This window comes from Rossellomorea sp. QJM3NY_18, from assembly GCF_056173145.1.
Genome location: NZ_CM149659.1, coordinates 3,636,688 through 3,653,007 on the forward strand (window position 1 = coordinate 3,636,688; position 16,320 = coordinate 3,653,007).

The 16,320-nt window shown below is 45.3% G+C and carries 16 protein-coding genes; 5 read left to right on the top strand and 11 right to left on the bottom strand.

Going from position 1 to position 16,320, the window contains the following annotated elements; genetic code table 11:
* Positions 1 to 47: 47 nt before the first annotated feature.
* The 3 genes from AC0VXY_RS18885 to AC0VXY_RS18895 form a co-directional block, all read right to left on the bottom strand.
* On the bottom strand, positions 48 to 1,832 hold the full coding sequence (locus tag AC0VXY_RS18885; protein WP_475526158.1) for an acyl-CoA dehydrogenase family protein: 1,785 nt from the start codon (positions 1,830 to 1,832) through the stop codon (positions 48 to 50).
* A 68-nt stretch (positions 1,833 to 1,900) separates the two neighbouring features.
* Complete coding sequence (locus AC0VXY_RS18890; RefSeq protein ID WP_475526159.1) at positions 1,901 to 3,079, bottom strand: acetyl-CoA C-acetyltransferase; 1,179 nt, start codon at positions 3,077 to 3,079, stop codon at positions 1,901 to 1,903.
* 37 nt (positions 3,080 to 3,116) lie between these two features.
* On the bottom strand, positions 3,117 to 5,501 hold the full coding sequence (locus AC0VXY_RS18895) for a 3-hydroxyacyl-CoA dehydrogenase/enoyl-CoA hydratase family protein (RefSeq protein ID WP_475526160.1): 2,385 nt from the start codon (positions 5,499 to 5,501) through the stop codon (positions 3,117 to 3,119).
* A gap of 431 nt (positions 5,502 to 5,932) precedes the next feature.
* Here AC0VXY_RS18895 and AC0VXY_RS18900 point away from each other — a divergent pair, with 431 nt between their 5' ends.
* Both AC0VXY_RS18900 and AC0VXY_RS18905 read left to right on the top strand, forming a co-directional pair.
* A complete protein-coding gene (locus AC0VXY_RS18900; protein WP_138780338.1) occupies positions 5,933 to 6,070 on the top strand; it encodes a YuzL family protein in 138 nt (45 codons plus the stop codon).
* Positions 6,071 to 6,318: 248 nt separating this feature from the next.
* Positions 6,319 to 6,945, top strand: coding sequence for a YczE/YyaS/YitT family protein (locus AC0VXY_RS18905; protein WP_435989369.1), 627 nt, complete (start codon positions 6,319 to 6,321; stop codon positions 6,943 to 6,945).
* Between the two features lie 69 nt (positions 6,946 to 7,014).
* Here AC0VXY_RS18905 and AC0VXY_RS18910 read toward each other — a convergent pair whose 3' ends face one another.
* From AC0VXY_RS18910 to AC0VXY_RS18920, 3 genes are all read right to left on the bottom strand, one after another.
* Positions 7,015 to 8,478: a potassium/proton antiporter gene (locus AC0VXY_RS18910; RefSeq protein ID WP_475526161.1), complete on the bottom strand. Its 1,464-nt coding sequence runs from the start codon at positions 8,476 to 8,478 to the stop codon at positions 7,015 to 7,017.
* An 89-nt stretch (positions 8,479 to 8,567) separates the two neighbouring features.
* Complete coding sequence (locus tag AC0VXY_RS18915) at positions 8,568 to 9,062, bottom strand: N-acetyltransferase family protein (protein WP_475526162.1); 495 nt, start codon at positions 9,060 to 9,062, stop codon at positions 8,568 to 8,570.
* A 66-nt stretch (positions 9,063 to 9,128) separates the two neighbouring features.
* Positions 9,129 to 10,046, bottom strand: coding sequence for a proline dehydrogenase family protein (locus AC0VXY_RS18920; protein ID WP_435989366.1), 918 nt, complete (start codon positions 10,044 to 10,046; stop codon positions 9,129 to 9,131).
* Positions 10,047 to 10,369: 323 nt separating this feature from the next.
* Between AC0VXY_RS18920 and AC0VXY_RS18925 the strand changes: the two genes are divergently transcribed.
* Together AC0VXY_RS18925 and AC0VXY_RS18930 are read left to right on the top strand one after the other, a co-directional pair.
* Positions 10,370 to 10,627, top strand: a complete 258-nt coding sequence (locus AC0VXY_RS18925) for a hypothetical protein (RefSeq protein WP_435989365.1) — start codon at positions 10,370 to 10,372, stop codon at positions 10,625 to 10,627.
* 17 nt (positions 10,628 to 10,644) lie between these two features.
* Positions 10,645 to 10,992 carry a spore coat protein gene (locus AC0VXY_RS18930; RefSeq protein ID WP_148970081.1) on the top strand — a complete coding sequence of 116 codons (348 nt, stop codon included), beginning with the start codon at positions 10,645 to 10,647 and terminating at the stop codon, positions 10,990 to 10,992.
* A gap of 100 nt (positions 10,993 to 11,092) precedes the next feature.
* On the opposite strand, the gene AC0VXY_RS18935 is transcribed toward AC0VXY_RS18930, so the two are convergent.
* From AC0VXY_RS18935 to AC0VXY_RS18955, 5 genes are read right to left on the bottom strand one after another with little or no spacing between them, the layout of a single operon-like run.
* On the bottom strand, positions 11,093 to 11,356 hold the full coding sequence (locus AC0VXY_RS18935; RefSeq protein ID WP_435989364.1) for a DUF2573 family protein: 264 nt from the start codon (positions 11,354 to 11,356) through the stop codon (positions 11,093 to 11,095).
* Positions 11,357 to 11,383: 27 nt separating this feature from the next.
* On the bottom strand, positions 11,384 to 12,139 hold the full coding sequence (fhuF, locus tag AC0VXY_RS18940; protein WP_435989363.1) for a siderophore-iron reductase FhuF: 756 nt from the start codon (positions 12,137 to 12,139) through the stop codon (positions 11,384 to 11,386).
* Positions 12,136 to 12,954: an ABC transporter ATP-binding protein gene (locus AC0VXY_RS18945; protein WP_435989362.1), complete on the bottom strand. Its 819-nt coding sequence runs from the start codon at positions 12,952 to 12,954 to the stop codon at positions 12,136 to 12,138. The genes fhuF and AC0VXY_RS18945 overlap by 4 nt, the downstream gene beginning before the upstream one ends.
* 15 nt (positions 12,955 to 12,969) lie before the next feature.
* Entirely contained in the window at positions 12,970 to 14,025 is a 1,056-nt protein-coding gene (locus tag AC0VXY_RS18950) for a FecCD family ABC transporter permease (RefSeq protein ID WP_435989361.1), read from the bottom strand.
* 3 nt (positions 14,026 to 14,028) lie between these two features.
* Entirely contained in the window at positions 14,029 to 15,015 is a 987-nt protein-coding gene (locus AC0VXY_RS18955) for a FecCD family ABC transporter permease (RefSeq protein WP_475526163.1), read from the bottom strand.
* Positions 15,016 to 15,229: 214 nt separating this feature from the next.
* Here AC0VXY_RS18955 and AC0VXY_RS18960 point away from each other — a divergent pair, with 214 nt between their 5' ends.
* Positions 15,230 to 16,189, top strand: coding sequence for an ABC transporter substrate-binding protein (locus tag AC0VXY_RS18960; protein ID WP_475526164.1), 960 nt, complete (start codon positions 15,230 to 15,232; stop codon positions 16,187 to 16,189).
* Positions 16,190 to 16,320: the final 131 nt, after the last annotated feature.

The following is a 16,320-nucleotide window of genomic DNA, read 5'->3' on the forward strand; positions in this document are numbered from 1 at the left end:
GAAATAAAGGGACGGACCTCCGAATCGGAGGTCCGTCCCTGCTTTACTTACAGTGCATATTTTTCTACATCGATCAGCTTTTCTGATGCTTCACGCTTCACTGCGATCACGTTGATCGGTGTGTGGCGTGTGAACTTACGAAGAGCTGACAGCATCATGCGCAGTGTGTCACCAGTTTCGGTTGCCACAAGCGTTTCTTTTGCATGCTGTTCAATTTCGTTGAAAGCTTCTTGACAGAAGATTTGTGTGTAAAGAAGTTTTTGTTTCGCTTTCTCCACTCCACCTTTTTCAATCGCTTTTTCCGTTCTAAGGACAACGGATTCCATTGCGTAAGCTTGAGAAACGATATCCGCAATGTTAACAAGGATTTCCTGTTCTTTTTCAAGGGCTTTACCATATTTCTGTGCAGCCAATCCTGCCAGCATTAAGCCGATTTTCTTTGCATTTTTCACAAGGTACTTCTCTTGTGCCAATGGCTCATCGCCCACTTCTTCAGGCATAAGCATCATCAATTCTTCTTGAAGAGCCTGCGCTTTTTGAAGTAATGGCAGTTCACCCTTCATGGCTTTACGAAGGTATGTGCCTGGAACAAGAAGTCGGTTGATTTCATTCGTTCCTTCGAAGATACGGTTGATACGGGAATCACGGTACATTCTTTCAATTTCATATTCCTGCATGAAGCCGTATCCACCATGAAGCTGAACACCTTCATCTACAATATAATCAAGCACTTCTGTTGCGAAGAATTTGTTTAAGGAACACTCGATTGCATATTCAGCAATGGATTTTGCAACCTCTGTCCCATTCTTTACTTCTTCATCCGTCAGTTTGCTCATGCGATCCTCGAATAATCCTACTGTACGGTAAACGGAAGATTCCGCTGCGTACAATTTAGACGCCATGGTCGCAAGCTTTTCTTTCGTTAAGTTGAAGCTTGAGATCGGTGTTTTGAATTGCTGACGCTGATTGGTGTATTGAACCGTTACTTCAAGCGCCCGCTTACTGGCTCCGACTGCACCTACTCCTAACTTGTAACGACCGATGTTCAAGATATTGAAGGCGATGATATGGCCTTTACCTGCATCCCCAAGAAGATTTTCAACCGGGATTTCAGCATCTTCAAGAATCAACGTACGAGTGGAAGAGCTCTTGATCCCCATTTTCTTTTCTTCAGGACCTGTTGAAACGCCAGGGAATTCTTTTTCTACGATGAATGCTGAGAAATGCTCCCCATCAATTTTTGCATAAACAACGAACACATCAGCAAATGCAGAGTTGGTGATCCATTGTTTTTCCCCGTTTAAAATGTAATGAGTACCTTCTGCGTTCAATTTAGCTGTCGTTTTCGCACCAAGTGCATCAGATCCGGAACCTGGCTCAGTCAATGCGTAAGCCGCTAACTTTTCACCTGTAGAAAGTGCAGGAAGATACTTTTGCTTCTGATCTTCGTTACCAAATAGTACGATCGGAAGGGATCCGATACCGACATGTGCTCCGTGAGAGATGGAGAATCCGCCGGCACGGGACATCTTTTCAGCAATCAAAGCCGAGCTTACTTTATCCAACCCTAATCCGCCGTACTCTTCAGGTACATCCGCTCCCAGAAGACCAAGATCCCCTGCTTCTTTTAAAAGTCGCACAGAATGATCGAACTCATGATTTTCCAGATTATCAATGACAGGTACGACTTCATTCAGTACATAGTCCTCTGTCGTTTTCGCAATCATTTTTTGCTCGTCGGAATAATCCTCCGGTGTGAAAACTTGCTCAAAGCTTACATCTTCAATTAAAAAACTTCCACCCTTGATTAGCTTGTCTGTTTGATTCGCCATTTCGAATCCCCCTAAAATGATATTTTGAAAGAGGAGAGGGCCTCGAGATTCGAGGTCCGTCCCTCCAATTAACCGATTAATTCAAATACGCCGGCTGCTCCCATTCCGCCGCCGATACACATGGTGACGATACCGAATTGCTGGTTTCTGCGTTTCATTTCATGTACCAGTGAGAGGGTCAGCTTCGCGCCGGTACAGCCTAGTGGATGACCGAGAGCGATGGCTCCACCATTCACGTTCACTCGTTCTTCATCCAGTCCCAGCTGACGGATGACCTGGATCGATTGGGAAGCAAATGCTTCATTCAGTTCAAACAATCCGATATCCGTTAGCTCAAGTCCTGCCATCTTAAGTGCCCGCGGGATTGCTTCCACAGGGCCGATCCCCATGATTTCAGGCGGTACCCCGGCTACTGCGAAGCTTCTGAATTTCGCCATCGGCTGAAGTCCTAATGATCCTGCCTTTTCACGGTCCATCACCATGACGGCCGCTGCTCCGTCACTCGTTTGTGATGAGTTCCCTGCGGTTACTGAGCCCCGTACATTGAAAGCCGGTCGTAATTTAGCCAGTACTTCCGAGCTTGTTCCGGCACGTACACCTTCATCCTTTGTAAATTGGAAGGATTTCTCGATGAGTTTATTTTCACCGTTCACTGAACGATGGACTACATCAACAGGTACGATCTCATCGTCAAACTTCCCTTCAGAAATCGCCTTGGCCGCTTTTTGATGGCTTCTTACGGCAAAAGCATCCTGATCTTCACGGGATACGCCGAACTTCGTTGCCACCTGCTCTGCTGTATGCCCCATGCTCATGTAATACTGTGGGGCGTTTTCAGCAAGCTTCGAGTTCGGACGGACCACATGGCCCATCATCGGGACAAGACTCATGGATTCCGCTCCACCGGCGATTGCCGTATCAGAGTGACCGAGCATGATTTTTTCTGCCGCATAGGCAATGGATTGTAACCCTGATGAACAGTAACGGTTGATGGTGATTGCCGGTACGGAATCAGGAAGACCTGCAAGTCCTCCGATATTCCGTGCCATATTCAACCCTTGCTCTGCTTCCGGCATCGCACATCCGATGATCAAGTCATCGATGTTACCTTCATAATTCCCTGCACGCTTAAGGGTTTCTTTCACTACAAGTGCTCCAAGATCATCTGGTCTTACCTGAGCCAGTGATCCTTTTCGAGATTTTCCGACTGGTGTTCTTGCACCAGCGACAATGACTGCTTCGCGCATGATATTCCCCCGCTTTCTCATATGATTGAAACGCTGATTAGTTGCGTAATGGTTTTCCTTTTACAAGCATGTGCTGCATTCTTTGCTGAGACTTAGGCTGTGCAACAAGGCTAAGGAACGCTTCTCTTTCAAGATCCAACAGATATTGTTCGTCGACTTCTGTTCCGTATGGTACTTTTCCGCCTGCAATCACATATGCAAGCTTCTTCGCAATCATCAGGTCGTGGTCTGAAATAAAGCCTGACTGGAACATGGATTGAGCTCCAAGAAGAAGAGTTGCATATCCCGGTTCACCTACAACCGGAACCTTTTTACGGATCGGTGCCGAGTAACCGGCTTCATATAGGCTTAGAGCAGCCTGTTTGGCATCATATAGTAAATGATCATTGTTCACGCTGACTCCATCAGCTTTATTCAAGAAGTTATTATCCCTTGCTTCATCCCCGGATGTGGAAACCTTCGCCATGGCAATCGTTTCGAATACTTTATTGGCCACTTTTTGAAGATCGAACTCCACTCCGTTTGGAAGGTTGGCTAAGTGCTTCATATAAAGCTCTTTGTTTCCGCCCCCTCCAGGGATCAATCCAACACCAACTTCGACTAAGCCCATGTAGGTTTCCATGGATGCCTGGATGTGGGCAGCCGGTAAGCAGACTTCGCTTCCTCCGCCTAAAGTCATTCCGAATGGTGCCGCAACAACCGGTTTAGATGAATATTTGATCTTCATCATCGCCTGCTGGAAGTGGCGTACAACCATATCGATTTCAAACACATTGTCGTCCTGTGCTTCCATAAGGATCATCGCCAGGTTCGCTCCAACACAGAAGTTCTTGCCCTGGTTACCAATGACCAGCCCTTTGAAGTTCTTTTCAACTTCTTCAACGGCAAAATTGATCATTTGTGTAATATCCATTCCAATGGCGTTATTAGGCGAATGGAATTCAAGAAGTGCGATTCCGTCCCCGATGTCAATCAGGCTTGCCCCGGAATTCTTTTTGATCAGCTTCCCTGAATTCTTCAGCGCCTTTAAGTCGATCGCCTTCGGATTGCGCTCTACAAGTTGGTAGTCACCATTGTGATAGAAATAACGTTCTCCATTTTCCTCTTTATAGAAAGTCGAGTTGCCTTCTGAAAGCATCGTTTCCACCCACTGTGGTACCGGGAATCCTTCTTCCTTCATACGGGTTATTGATTTTTCAACTCCGATTGCATCCCATGTTTCAAATGGTCCCATTTCCCAACCGAAGCCCCATTTCATGGCTTGGTCGATGCCCACGATATCATCTGCAATTTCACCATGAAGCTCGGCTGAATACGTTAAGACCGGAGACACAATATTCCACAGAAGTGACCCTGCCTGATCTTTTGCATAGACAAGTGATTTGATTTTATTTTTTAAGCCCTTTTCATTTTTCGCCATTTCAAGTGAAGCCGTTTTCAGCTTTTGGCGGGGCTGATAGTCCATCGTTTCAGGATTAAGCTCCAGGATTTCCTTCCCTTTCTTAAGGAAGAAGCCTTGCCCGCTCTTACTTCCAAGCCAGCCGTTTTCAAGCATTTTCTGCATGAACGCCGGTACTTCGAACACCTTCTGTTCTTCGCCTTCCACCTGGTCATACACATTCTTTGCAACATGTGCGAATGTATCAAGTCCTACTACATCGAGTGTACGGAAAGTGGCGCTTTTCGGTCTTCCAATCACAGGTCCTGTGATCGAATCGACTTCCCCTACAGAGTAGCCGCCTTTCAGCATTTCCTGAACGGTGATCAATAAGCCATACGTTCCGATACGGTTCGCAATGAAGTTTGGCGTATCCTTTGCCATGACGACACCCTTACCGAGGACGTCTTCACCAAATGTTTTCATGAAACTCACTACTTCCGGATCCGTCTTCTTCGTAGGGATCACTTCAAGAAGTTTCAAATAACGTGGTGGATTGAAGAAATGCGTGCCGAGGAAATTCTTCTGGAAGTCTTCTGACCGTCCTTCTGACATCGCCTCGATTGAAATCCCTGACGTATTGGAACTGATGATGCTTCCCGGTTTGCGGTAGCGTTCCACTTGCTCGAATACCTTCTTCTTAATATCTAAGTTCTCAACGACTACTTCGATGACCCAGTCACAATCACCGATATTTGCAAGATCATCCTCAAAGTTGCCTGCTGTAATTAGTGAAGCATTTTGTTTTGACGTCAGTGGTGCCGGTTTTTGTTTAAATAGCTTTTTTAAAGCGTTTTCACTAAATTGATTACGAAACGCCTTGCTCTCTTCTGTAAGACCCTTCGCCTTATGTTCGTCGGTCAATTCTCTTGGTACGATATCTAATAACATTGTCTGGATGCCTATATTTGCAAGATGCGCGGCTATTCCTGAACCCATGACTCCTGATCCTAACACTGCGGCTTTCTGAATTCTACGAACCAATGGTATTTCCCCCTTATCAACACTTTGAATGAATACTCATTCATTTTTATCTCAAAAAAAAGACTCGAATGAGTTCCTGTTACATCTAATATATCGGATTTTCTAAAATATCGCAATATTTAAAGAGTTAAATTTACAAAAAATTCTCTATTGTCTCTCACCCATACATAGGCAAACGTCTAAACCAACCTATTCAACAACCCAAGTCCACGTGCCTATACATAAGCGCCAACATATTCTCTCCTATTATATATATGAAATTTTGGAGGGACGGACCTTGGGTAGACGACCATTTCTGCTCCCATTTTTCATTACAAGCTTGTTATATAGGGGTTTTCAGCCGCGCTCCTCTTCGTTTCCACTGAAAATATGAGGTCCGTCCCTCATATTTTTTTCGGGATCCGGGAATGTTAGGAGTGGAGGTGTTCGAAATGGCGAAGCAGAAGAAGGATCCTTCTAAGGCTGGGGTTAGTGCAGCGAGTGTGAAGGGTGATGCCGGTCCGACGGTTGAGAGGGACGGCGGCGGCAAGAGAAACAGTCAAAACAATCAATTTAAGAAGCAACCATAGGAAGCAGAGATGGCACCTGATTAGATCGGGTGCTTTTTTTTACCTCACCTCCGCCGCCGTCGCACCCATTTCCCACCCCCACGTCCCATACAAAAATTAACTTTGCCTTCCCGTCCCTTTTAAAGTAAACTATTACTATCAATTCAAAGACGTCAGACCTCCTACTTTAATAACATCTTGATCAAAGTAGCACGTCTGTTTTTTTAAGCACATGAATGATAACGTTTACAGATAAGGAGACTATGTGAATGAAGCGCAGATTTTTGTTTTTTACGATTGGACTTTTCATTTTAACGATGGGGGTTGCCCTGATCATTAAGTCGGGCCTCGGAGCCTCTGCCTGGGATGCCCTCGCGGTTGGGGAGTCGAATATGTTCGGATTCACCGTAGGGACGGCCGTATTTATCAATGGGATTGTGTTGATCGGTCTCAATGCCATCATTATGAAAAAGAAACCTGATGTCCTCGCGGCAGGATCGATTCTTGTCATTGGCCTGTTAATTGATTTTTGGCTGCTCGTTGTCTTTAACAATTATGCCCCTGAGATGCTTTTGAATCAGCTGGTTGCCCTAGCTTCCGGGATTTTGACGATGGGGCTTGGAATTGCGATTTACCTTCAGGCGAAGTTTCCAGCCAGTCCCATGGATACTCTTATGGTTGCCATCCATACACGTTTCGGGTTAAACCTTCGAAACTCCCGGATCATCAGTGAAGGATTTGCCCTTTCACTGGCATTCCTCTTTAAAGGGGACATCGGAATCGGGACAATCATTGTCACCCTCACATTAGGGTTCGTCGTTCAATACAGCTTCCCGATATTCGAACAGCTCTTCGAGAAGAAAACAATGGGAAAAGCAGCCGTTTCTGCTGACTGACCTTAACCAAAAAAAGCAATCTTTCCAAAAGGGAAGATTGCTTTTTTTCTTTCATGGTGGATCATTTTCTCATAAGAGACTTACTCTGCCTTTTTCATTCAACAGTTTATTGACATGCTTTCTTTGACTTTTATCGGCCATTACATAAAGTGTATCGCCAGCTTTAATCATGGTGTCGCCTGTGGGAGTGATCAATTCATTGTGTCGAATGACCGCAGAAATCAACGTTTTTTCAGGGAGTTCGATGTCTTTGATCGCCCTGTTCGTAATAGAGGCATCGTCATTAATGAGTATTTCAAGCATTTCATTATTAGTTTTTCCGATGGAAACGAGCTCGATGCTATGGGCGATCGGCGGTTTTTCTTCTCCTGCAAGCTTAAAATAGTTGGCCAGAGGGGAGATTGTCGTTCCCTGGATGAGAGCAGAGAGCAGCACGACGAAAAACACGACGTTGAAAATGACTTCGCTGTTTTCAATGCCCGCTACCATCGGATACGTTGCCAATACGATCGGGACCGCTCCCTTTAAGCCTGCCCAGGAAATGAAGAATTTTTCTTTAATGGTGAAGTTCTTTGCCAGCGCTAAGCTTAAATAGACTCCGAGTGGTCTCGCTACAACAATCAACAGAATCGCTAGTATGATGCCCTGCCATGCAATCCCCGGCAGGTGCTGAGGGAAGACCAGCAATCCCAGGAGGATGAACATGACGATCTGCATCATCCACGCAAATCCTTCATTGAAGCGGACAATGGAATGGCGGTAGGTGAGTTCCTTATTTCCGACGACGATTGCCATGATATACACGGCCAGGAGACCACTTGCCTCCAGGATGCTTGTAAAGGCATAAGTGAAGATGGCAAGGGAGATGGACAGGACCGGATACAATCCGGACGAATCCAGATTGATTCGATTGATGATCCACACGGATGCCAGACCCAGAACCAATCCAAGTACCAAGCCCATTCCCATCTGCCAAAAGAAGCTCAGGATCAGGGAAGCAGGATTCAATCCCGGAAATTGAATCAATTGTAAGAATGCTACAGTCAAGAAAATAGCCATGGGGTCATTACTGCCGGACTCTGCTTCCAGTGTGGAAGATATCTTCGGTTTGATGTTTTTGTTACCTAGTACGGAGAACACCGCTGCAGCGTCGGTTGAACCAACGATCGCCCCAAATAACATCCCTTCAAGCCAGCTCACGCCAAGTATATACTTGGCTGCCACCCCGATGGATACGGTGGTTGCCACAACCCCGATGGTTGCAAGTGTTAGGGCGGGCTTATACACCTTTCGCACATTCTCCCATTTCGTTTGAAGTCCACCCTCGAACAATATGATGATGAGTGCAAGCGTACCGATAAATTGAGTCATAGGGGCATTATCGAAGAAAAAGTATGTATTTAAGACCATTCCCACGATGATGAACAGAATCAATGAGGGAACGCCTAATCGTGTGGAGAATTTAGCGGTGATCACACCGACCAGTAGCAGGAGGCCAAGGAGCAGGGTCAAATTATCAATGGTCATTTCCATAGTATCGCCTCAAATCTCATGAAGATTATCCCTTTTATTATATAACATTGTGAATTACGTAACAATCATTATGCCTTACTCACCAGCTCTTATAAATGTTTACCCATAATGATATATTCATGTGGGACGTTCGGATAAAATCCTTCCCGGATGATCCTAAATCCCCCGGCATGATAAAAGGCGATGGCCGTGTGATTATCTTTTCGAGTCGTGAGGAGGGCCCGTTTTTCTTTTCGCTTTTGCAGTAATTGCTCAACGAGTAGCTTCCCGATTCCCCTGCCTCTGTATGCCGGGTCGACACCCAGTTCCACCAGTTCCATGCAATCTTTCATCCATTCACGCTCGGAATGTAAATGACGTGCCAGCAATTCATGATAGTATTGACCCTTTCTTGAAGAATAACCATAAATATATCCTGCCACTTGTTCATCGATAATGGCGAGGTATCCTTCAAATAGGGGATACGTAGAATGCCGTTTGAATTGGTCCTCCATACCTCTTGGATCCACTTGAAATAGGCGGCAATATAACGTAATCATTTTCTTGAAATACTTTCCTTCCACCCGAAAAGGAACGATCTTCATTCTCCCTGCCTCCCGTCAATAAATAAGACCCTATGAGTATCCATAGAGTCTTCATCTTACTTACTACTATTTCTTCATGACCCCTTTTAGAACAAAGGCGACGTTGGCTGGTCTTTCAGCCAGTCTTCTCATGAAGTATCCATACCAGTCAGTGCCATATGGGACATAGACGCGCATTTTGTAGCCTTCTTTGACCAGTTCGTGCTGACGTTCCACACGGATTCCGAAAAGCATTTGAAACTCGAATTGATCACGCGGGATTTTATATTCCTCCACGAGTCTTTTCGTATATTCGATCATCTCATCATCATGGGTGGCGATTGCCGTATAATTCCCATTCAGCAGATGAGATTTTATGATTTTTTTGAAATTCTCGTCTACGTCCTTCTTTTCAGGGAACGCAACTTCAGATGATTCTTTATAAGCCCCTTTTACAAGACGCAGATTGGGGGAATACGCATTCAAATCATCGATATCCTTTTCTGTTCTATATAAATAGGCTTGGATGACTGTGCCGATGTTATCATATTCCGACTTCAGACGTTTGAAAATATCAATGGTCTTTCCACAACGGGAGTAGTCTTCCATGTCAATGGTCACGAATACGTTCTGCTTGGTTGCTTCATCAAGAATCAATTTCATATTCTTCATGACCACATCTTCAGAAATATCCAGTCCCATTGAAGTCATTTTAAGGGATAGCTGAGATTTAAGGTTCTCTCTCCCGATCGCACGAATAGCCTCTACACATTCAAGGGCCATTTCGTTTGCTTCACGCTCATTGTCCACAAACTCTCCCAAATAGTCGATCGTTACAACAAGATTCTGACTATTCAGCTCGCGAATAACCTCAACTGCCTGCAGGATGGAAGACCCTGCAACGAATCGACCGGCACCAAAGCGCAGGCCATACTTCTTAGCAAGTTTCGTCATCGGCTTATTTTTTGAAAGGAATAAAAAGAAATTACGCATTGCTTGCTCCATGTTGCTTGCCCCCTGAAAAAACATATATACCCTACTATGAAACCGTTTTCTTTATTGCTAAAAAAGAGAAGGTTCACACTATTAGTATATTTACCAACATTTTATCACCTTTTAAACGTTTTGAATATACTTTCAATACTTTCTTAGTAGAATATTATCGAAATGTGTAAATACGTGAATAAGTCTGTCGGATAGTAGGAAAAATAACCTTTGCCTTCAAATGATACCGCTTTCTTATCTCGTCGTATACAGGGTATTATTACCTATCCAAAAAAACTAAGAAGGGGTATCGAAGACTAAAAAAGGAAACGGAGGAATGGGACATGCAACAACAACCTCAACAAGGGAGCCAACAGCAGGCGTACACTCAGCCACCGCAAATGCTCACTACGAAGGATTCTCTTTATTTGAACGATATGCTTGCCTGGAATCTGAATGCCATGAAGAAATGTCACTTTGCGGCAGCTCACTGTCAGGATACTGAGATTAAAGCGGAGCTCGATAAATGCGGCCAGATGCATCAGCGCCATTACCAGCAGCTGCTTACCCATCTGAACACAACCAACCAAAATATGATGTAGAAAGGAGTCCACAAACCATGAATCAACAGAATCAGCAAAAAATCCAAAACCCTCAAACACAAGTGCCGGAAACGCCACAAATGAATGATCGCGACTTCATTACGGATGTCCTGTCCCATGAGAAGTATATGACGGCTTCCTACTGTACGGCTTTGAATGAAGCAAGCCATCAAGCTTTATATCAGGACCTCCTGACGATTTTCAATGAAACGCAAAACGCCCAACGCGAATTATACAATGAAATGTTCCGCAAAGGCTGGTACAAGCTGGAGGCTGCGGACAGTCAAAAAATCCAGCAGTCCTATCAGCAACATCAGCAGTATTCTTCTCAATTTCCATATGGATACGGCGGTCAGGTTCAATAATTGAAAGGCAGACTCGGGTCTGCCTTTTTTTTTGTTGAAGTAGAATCCAATAAAAAAGCACCCTCTTCACATCAAAAGGGTACTTTTTCAATCCGTATCGTTATTCATCATTTTGCTTCCTGCTCATTTCCGCGCGGTGTGCTTCATTCATCTCTTTGATCTCCCCGACGATCCGTTTCATTTCATCCTTGCCTTCAGGATAGAGAGAATTCCAATGTTTCACCAGTGCTGGCATGTTTTTAGCGATAAATGAGTAAAGAGCATATTGTGTCACCATTTCTTTCTTGGCGGCGTCGGTTTCACCCACCAACAGTTCCGTGTACTTTTCAAGCAAAGCATTAAATTGTTCAGGGAATTCCTTCATTGCGTTAGCCTCCTTGCGAATGATGAATTAGGTCTTTTTCATCAGACAGGTTTGCGGACAAGTTTTACAGCGATATTGCTCCCCGTTCTCCAGTCTGTAGGAGAAGCAGCATGTTTTTCTTACACGCATTTTTTCCGCCATACCCTCTATATTTACTTTTCTGCTATAATATCTGGCCAGTGGATTGCTGTGATAGCTGCCGAACCATTGACTATTTTCATCTGAAAGAAGCATCCGGAATTGGTCATCACGATCGCTCCTCATTCCTTCGTTCAAAAGGAAGTCCTCATTCTCAAATACCCAGAATACGTATACTGCGATGTTTTCCCAAAGGATCAGATTCGAAAGCTTTGTGGCATTCTTTAGCGACTGAATCACTTGATCAAGATGATCCCGGAAAATGGATTGAATGAAGGCGTTCTTTTCCTCAAGGGATGTAAACTCCGTCACCGATGCATCCTTCAAGTGAAATTGAGGCATCCATAATCCATTTCTGTCCCCATCCACCATGATCAGATTTTCAGGATTGAGATTCAATTTCTTATTCCAGTATGTCATGGTCATTAACCCAATGGCCGCTACAAACGCATAGCGCTTCATGAATAAGGATGCTGCCACTTTAAGGTCGTCCGTCCCGATCTGGGAGCATTGATAAGATAAATAGGCCTTCATCTTTCCACCATCCAGGAATGAGGTTGCCCCTTCCCCTTGTAAAGCCGGGGTGGACGCATGGAAGCGGTATTTCGTCAAGATTTCCCACTGCTGCCCGGTCAGTGTGTTCATCCTGTCTCCACTGCGTCTTTCAAAATGCAGCGTCCTTTACCGAATGGGATGCATAAGGGCGTACCGAATAATGGGTCCCGAGATACCTGACAGTCCATATCGAACACGTTTTTCACGAGTTCACAACTGATCACTTCTTCAGGTTTTCCTTGAGCATAAATCTGTTTATCCCGGATCGCCACGATATTATGGGCGTATCTGCAGGCAAGGTTCAGGTCATGAAGAACCATGACGATGGTGCGCTGCTCTTTTTCATTCAGTTCGAATAATAAGTCCAGGATCTCAATCTGGTGGGTCATATCAAGATATGTGGTTGGCTCATCCAACAGGATGATGTCTGTATCCTGGGCAAGTGTCAGAGCGATCCACGCACGCTGCCTCTGCCCTCCAGATAGTTCATCCACTTTCCGGTTCTTCAGCTCCTCCATCTTTGTTGCTTTCAACGCGTCCTGGACGATTTCTTCATCTTTTTGTGACCATTGCTTGAGCCAGGTTTGATGAGGGTAGCGCCCCTGCTTGACGAGCTGGAGGACGGTCAGTCCCTCTGGAGCCGTTGGGGATTGAGGAAGGATGGCCATTTTACGAGCGACTTCTTTCGTTGATAAACGTGAGATTGCCTCCCCATCCAACAAGACCGATCCCTGCTTCGGCTTAAGCAGACGGGCGATGGAACGGAGAAGCGTGGATTTCCCGCAGCCGTTCCCGCCGATGAAGACCGAAATCTCCCCTTGTGGAATGTCAATATTCAATTCATCGATGATCGTCCGTTCCCCGTAAGATAGAGTCAAATCCTTCGTTTGTAATGCGTCACTCATCTATGGCCAACTCCTTTAAGAATTTCTTGTTTTAAATAATAAATAGATAAAATACGGTGCGCCAATCGCTGCCGTAAAGACACCGGCAGGGACTTCGAGGGGCAGGAACAGGGTCCTGCCGATCAAATCTGCCACCATGACGAGAATCCCGCCGATCAGGGCTGCAGTCGGAAGCAGGGCCCCGAAAGAAGAACCGACCATCCGCCTTGCCATATGGGGAGCCATCAAGCCTACAAAGCCGATTCCACCGGCAAATGCGACTGCTCCCCCCACTAACGCCGTTGACATAAGGAGGAGAAAGAACCGCTGACGCTGAACATTCCCTCCTACACTTGTGGCGATTTCTTCGCCTAGTTCCTGTATATTCAGCTGACGGGTAATAAAGAAGCTTAACAGGATAAAGACCAGGCTCCAAGGAAGCAGGATCCACACATCCTGCCAGTCAGAACCGTTCACCGTACCCGTGATCCAGATATTTGCCTGACTGGCCCTGTAAATCGGGCCGAGTATCATAAGTAATGTGGTCATTGCTTGAGTCAAAGCCGAAATACCAATACCAATCAGAACGAGCCTGACAGGTGAAACCCCTTTTCGCCAGGCTAAAAAGTAAACCAGAAAGGCAATGACTGTCGCGCCGATGAATGCAGCAACAGGCAGCCATTTAATGCTGACCATCAACGTATTATCATCATTGCTGAAAAGGGTCAGAAAGGCGACGACAGCCGCTCCCGCTCCTCCTGTGATACCGATGATATCCGGTGAAGCAAGAGGGTTGCGTATCATCCCCTGAAGGATTCCCCCTGCTACGGCTAACGCCATCCCGGCAAGCAGTGCAATGAGGATCCGCGGCAGGCGGAAGGACGTCACCACGAGTTGCTCCAAACTTGTCCCCCCACCAAAGAAAACACTGATCACCTTCCACGGGGCAATCTTCAAGTCCCCTATTCCTGTACTCATAATAAGAACCAGAAAGGTAATTAAACCCAGGATGGTTATTTTTTTTAGCGCTGATAAATCAACGAGCATGGAAACACGGTCCTCGAGCCATCGTTTCCCTATAAATCGATCCATCGGTTAAAACCCCTTCCTTGCCACATACACGAAGAATGGTGCTCCTATTATGGCGGTCATGACGCCGACGGGCACTTCCTGGGGCATGATGATATAACGGGCACAAACGTCAGCGGCCAGTAATAAGATCGCTCCGAGAAGTCCTGCGAAAGGAATGAGCCACCTGTGGTCCACCCCGATGATCTTCCTTGCTAAATGCGGGATGACAATCCCGATAAAACCGATGGGACCGGCAACGGCGACGGAACCACCCGCCAAGAGGACGACAACCGCCAAAGCAAGAAATTTAATCAAGTTCGTTTTCAGGCCGAGCCCTTTCGCCACATCTTCCCCCATAGCGAGGATGTTCATCTTGCCGGCAATGAAGAGAGCAAGAATCCATCCGGCCACTATATATGGAAAGACCCCGCTTAATATATCCAAACTTCTTCCCTGGACTGATCCCGCGAGCCAGAATAAAACCTGCTCAAGTGCCGCTTCATTCAAGACAAGCAATCCTTGTGTAAAGGAGGAAAACATAGCGGTGATCGCCGCTCCAGCAAGGGTCAGCTTCATCGGGGTCAAGCCTTTATTCCCTGCAGAACTGATGACGAATACGCCGGCCGCTGCAATGGCTGCACCAAGAAACGCGATCCATGTAAAGGATTGAAGATTGGTTATGCCAAAGAGCGTAACCGCTACGACCACCATAAAAGCTCCACCTGCGTTGATTCCGAAAATTCCTGGAGAAGCGAGGGGGTTATTGGTCAATGTCTGCATCAAAACCCCTGAAATCGCAAGGGATGCACCGACAGTCGCAGCAATCAGCGCCCTTGGTAACCGGATGGTCTGAAGCACGATATGCTCAGTCGATCCAGTAGGGTTGGAAAAAGCCTCAATAGCTGTTTGCCAACTTGTATCCGTGTATCCGTATACAATACTGATCCCGATACACAGGATAAGAAAAAGAAGTGTTCCTATAAATAAAAGAATCTTTTTTTGAATTCTCATTATGTGTTAACCTTTCTATTCCTTAAAGGAAAGGAAATCAATTAAACAATCACGTACTGCTCTTCCCTTTCTATTTTAAAGAAGAATGAAAGGAGCGTCAATGACTTTGAAAATCATTATCATTTAGGTATTGACAATGAAAACCTTCTCAACTACTATTATGAGTGTAAATGATAATCATTATCACCGATAAAAATATCAGGAGGATTTACATATGAAATTAAAGAGCTTACTAACATTACTGCTGATTTCTACACTTCTCTTTCTTGCTGCCTGCGGAAATAAAGAAGAAAAAGATGAGTCTGCAGGTAACGATACAAATGAAGAAACATATACACTGAAACATGCAATGGGTACGACGGAAATCAAAGGAACGCCTAAGAAAGTCGTCATCCTTACAAATGAAGGAACAGAAGCCCTCCTTTCCATGGGTGTCACTCCTGTCGGTGCCGTTCAATCATGGACGGGTGACCCTTGGTATGACCACATCGCTGACAAGATGAAAAATGTTGAAGTCGTCGGAACAGAAAGCGAATTAAACATGGAAGCCATCGCAAAGCTTCAACCCGACCTGATTATCGGGAACAAAATGCGACAAGAGGAACAATACAATCAGTTGAAAGACATCGCTCCAACCGTCATGGCTGAGACGTTACGCGGTAATTGGAAAGAGAATTTCGAGTTATATGCTAAAGCCCTCAATAAAGAAGATAAAGGCCAGGAAGTCTTAGCGGAGTATGATCAGCGAATTGAAGATCTTAAAGGTAAGCTCGGAGACAAATTGAATCAGAAAGTTTCCATGGTCCGCTTCTTAGCAGGGGACGTAAGAATCTACCATAAAGATTCATTCTCAGGCGTGATCCTGGATCAGTTAGGATTCGCACGTCCTGAAGGTCAGGATGTAGATGACTTTGCTGAAAAAGGTGTAACAAAAGAACGCATCCCGGCAATGGACGGAGATGTCCTATTCTACTTCACATATGAAACAGGCGATGGCGAAGCGAACAAACTTGCTGAAGAGTGGCTGAACGATCCGTTGTTCAAAAATCTTGAAGTAGCAAAACAAGACAAGGTTTATGAAGTAAGTGATGCGATTTGGAACACAGCAGGCGGTGTGCTGGCAGCAAATGCCATGCTCGATGATATCGAAAAGTACTTTTTAGAACAGGAATAAACGACTCTTGTAAAAAGCCGAAAAGGGCATATCCCTTTCCGGCTTTTTTTGTATGCTGATTTTCAGGGAATGCTTTACGTTTTTTTTCACTCCCCCTTTCATTTTCATAATTCTCCTTTTTTCGGTAACAC

Excerpts from the sequence above, each read along its gene's own strand:
- AC0VXY_RS18955 (WP_475526163.1), bottom strand. The coding sequence starts at position 15,015 with ATGAGAATTCAAAAAAAGATTCTTTTATTTATAGGAACACTTCTTTTT.
- fhuF (WP_435989363.1), bottom strand. The coding sequence starts at position 12,139 with ATGAACACACTGACCGGGCAGCAGTGGGAAATCTTGACGAAATACCGC.
- AC0VXY_RS18925 (WP_435989365.1), top strand. The coding sequence starts at position 10,370 with ATGCAACAACAACCTCAACAAGGGAGCCAACAGCAGGCGTACACTCAG.
- AC0VXY_RS18950 (WP_435989361.1), bottom strand. The coding sequence starts at position 14,025 with ATGGATCGATTTATAGGGAAACGATGGCTCGAGGACCGTGTTTCCATG.
- AC0VXY_RS18915 (WP_475526162.1), bottom strand. The coding sequence starts at position 9,062 with ATGAAGATCGTTCCTTTTCGGGTGGAAGGAAAGTATTTCAAGAAAATG.
- AC0VXY_RS18900 (WP_138780338.1), top strand. The coding sequence starts at position 5,933 with ATGGCGAAGCAGAAGAAGGATCCTTCTAAGGCTGGGGTTAGTGCAGCG.
- AC0VXY_RS18890 (WP_475526159.1), bottom strand. The coding sequence starts at position 3,079 with ATGCGCGAAGCAGTCATTGTCGCTGGTGCAAGAACACCAGTCGGAAAA.
- AC0VXY_RS18935 (WP_435989364.1), bottom strand. The coding sequence starts at position 11,356 with ATGAAGGAATTCCCTGAACAATTTAATGCTTTGCTTGAAAAGTACACG.
- AC0VXY_RS18910 (WP_475526161.1), bottom strand. The coding sequence starts at position 8,478 with ATGGAAATGACCATTGATAATTTGACCCTGCTCCTTGGCCTCCTGCTA.
- AC0VXY_RS18920 (WP_435989366.1), bottom strand. The coding sequence starts at position 10,046 with ATGGAGCAAGCAATGCGTAATTTCTTTTTATTCCTTTCAAAAAATAAG.
- AC0VXY_RS18885 (WP_475526158.1), bottom strand. The coding sequence starts at position 1,832 with ATGGCGAATCAAACAGACAAGCTAATCAAGGGTGGAAGTTTTTTAATT.
- AC0VXY_RS18905 (WP_435989369.1), top strand. The coding sequence starts at position 6,319 with ATGAAGCGCAGATTTTTGTTTTTTACGATTGGACTTTTCATTTTAACG.
- AC0VXY_RS18960 (WP_475526164.1), top strand. The coding sequence starts at position 15,230 with ATGAAATTAAAGAGCTTACTAACATTACTGCTGATTTCTACACTTCTC.
- AC0VXY_RS18945 (WP_435989362.1), bottom strand. The coding sequence starts at position 12,954 with ATGAGTGACGCATTACAAACGAAGGATTTGACTCTATCTTACGGGGAA.
- AC0VXY_RS18930 (WP_148970081.1), top strand. The coding sequence starts at position 10,645 with ATGAATCAACAGAATCAGCAAAAAATCCAAAACCCTCAAACACAAGTG.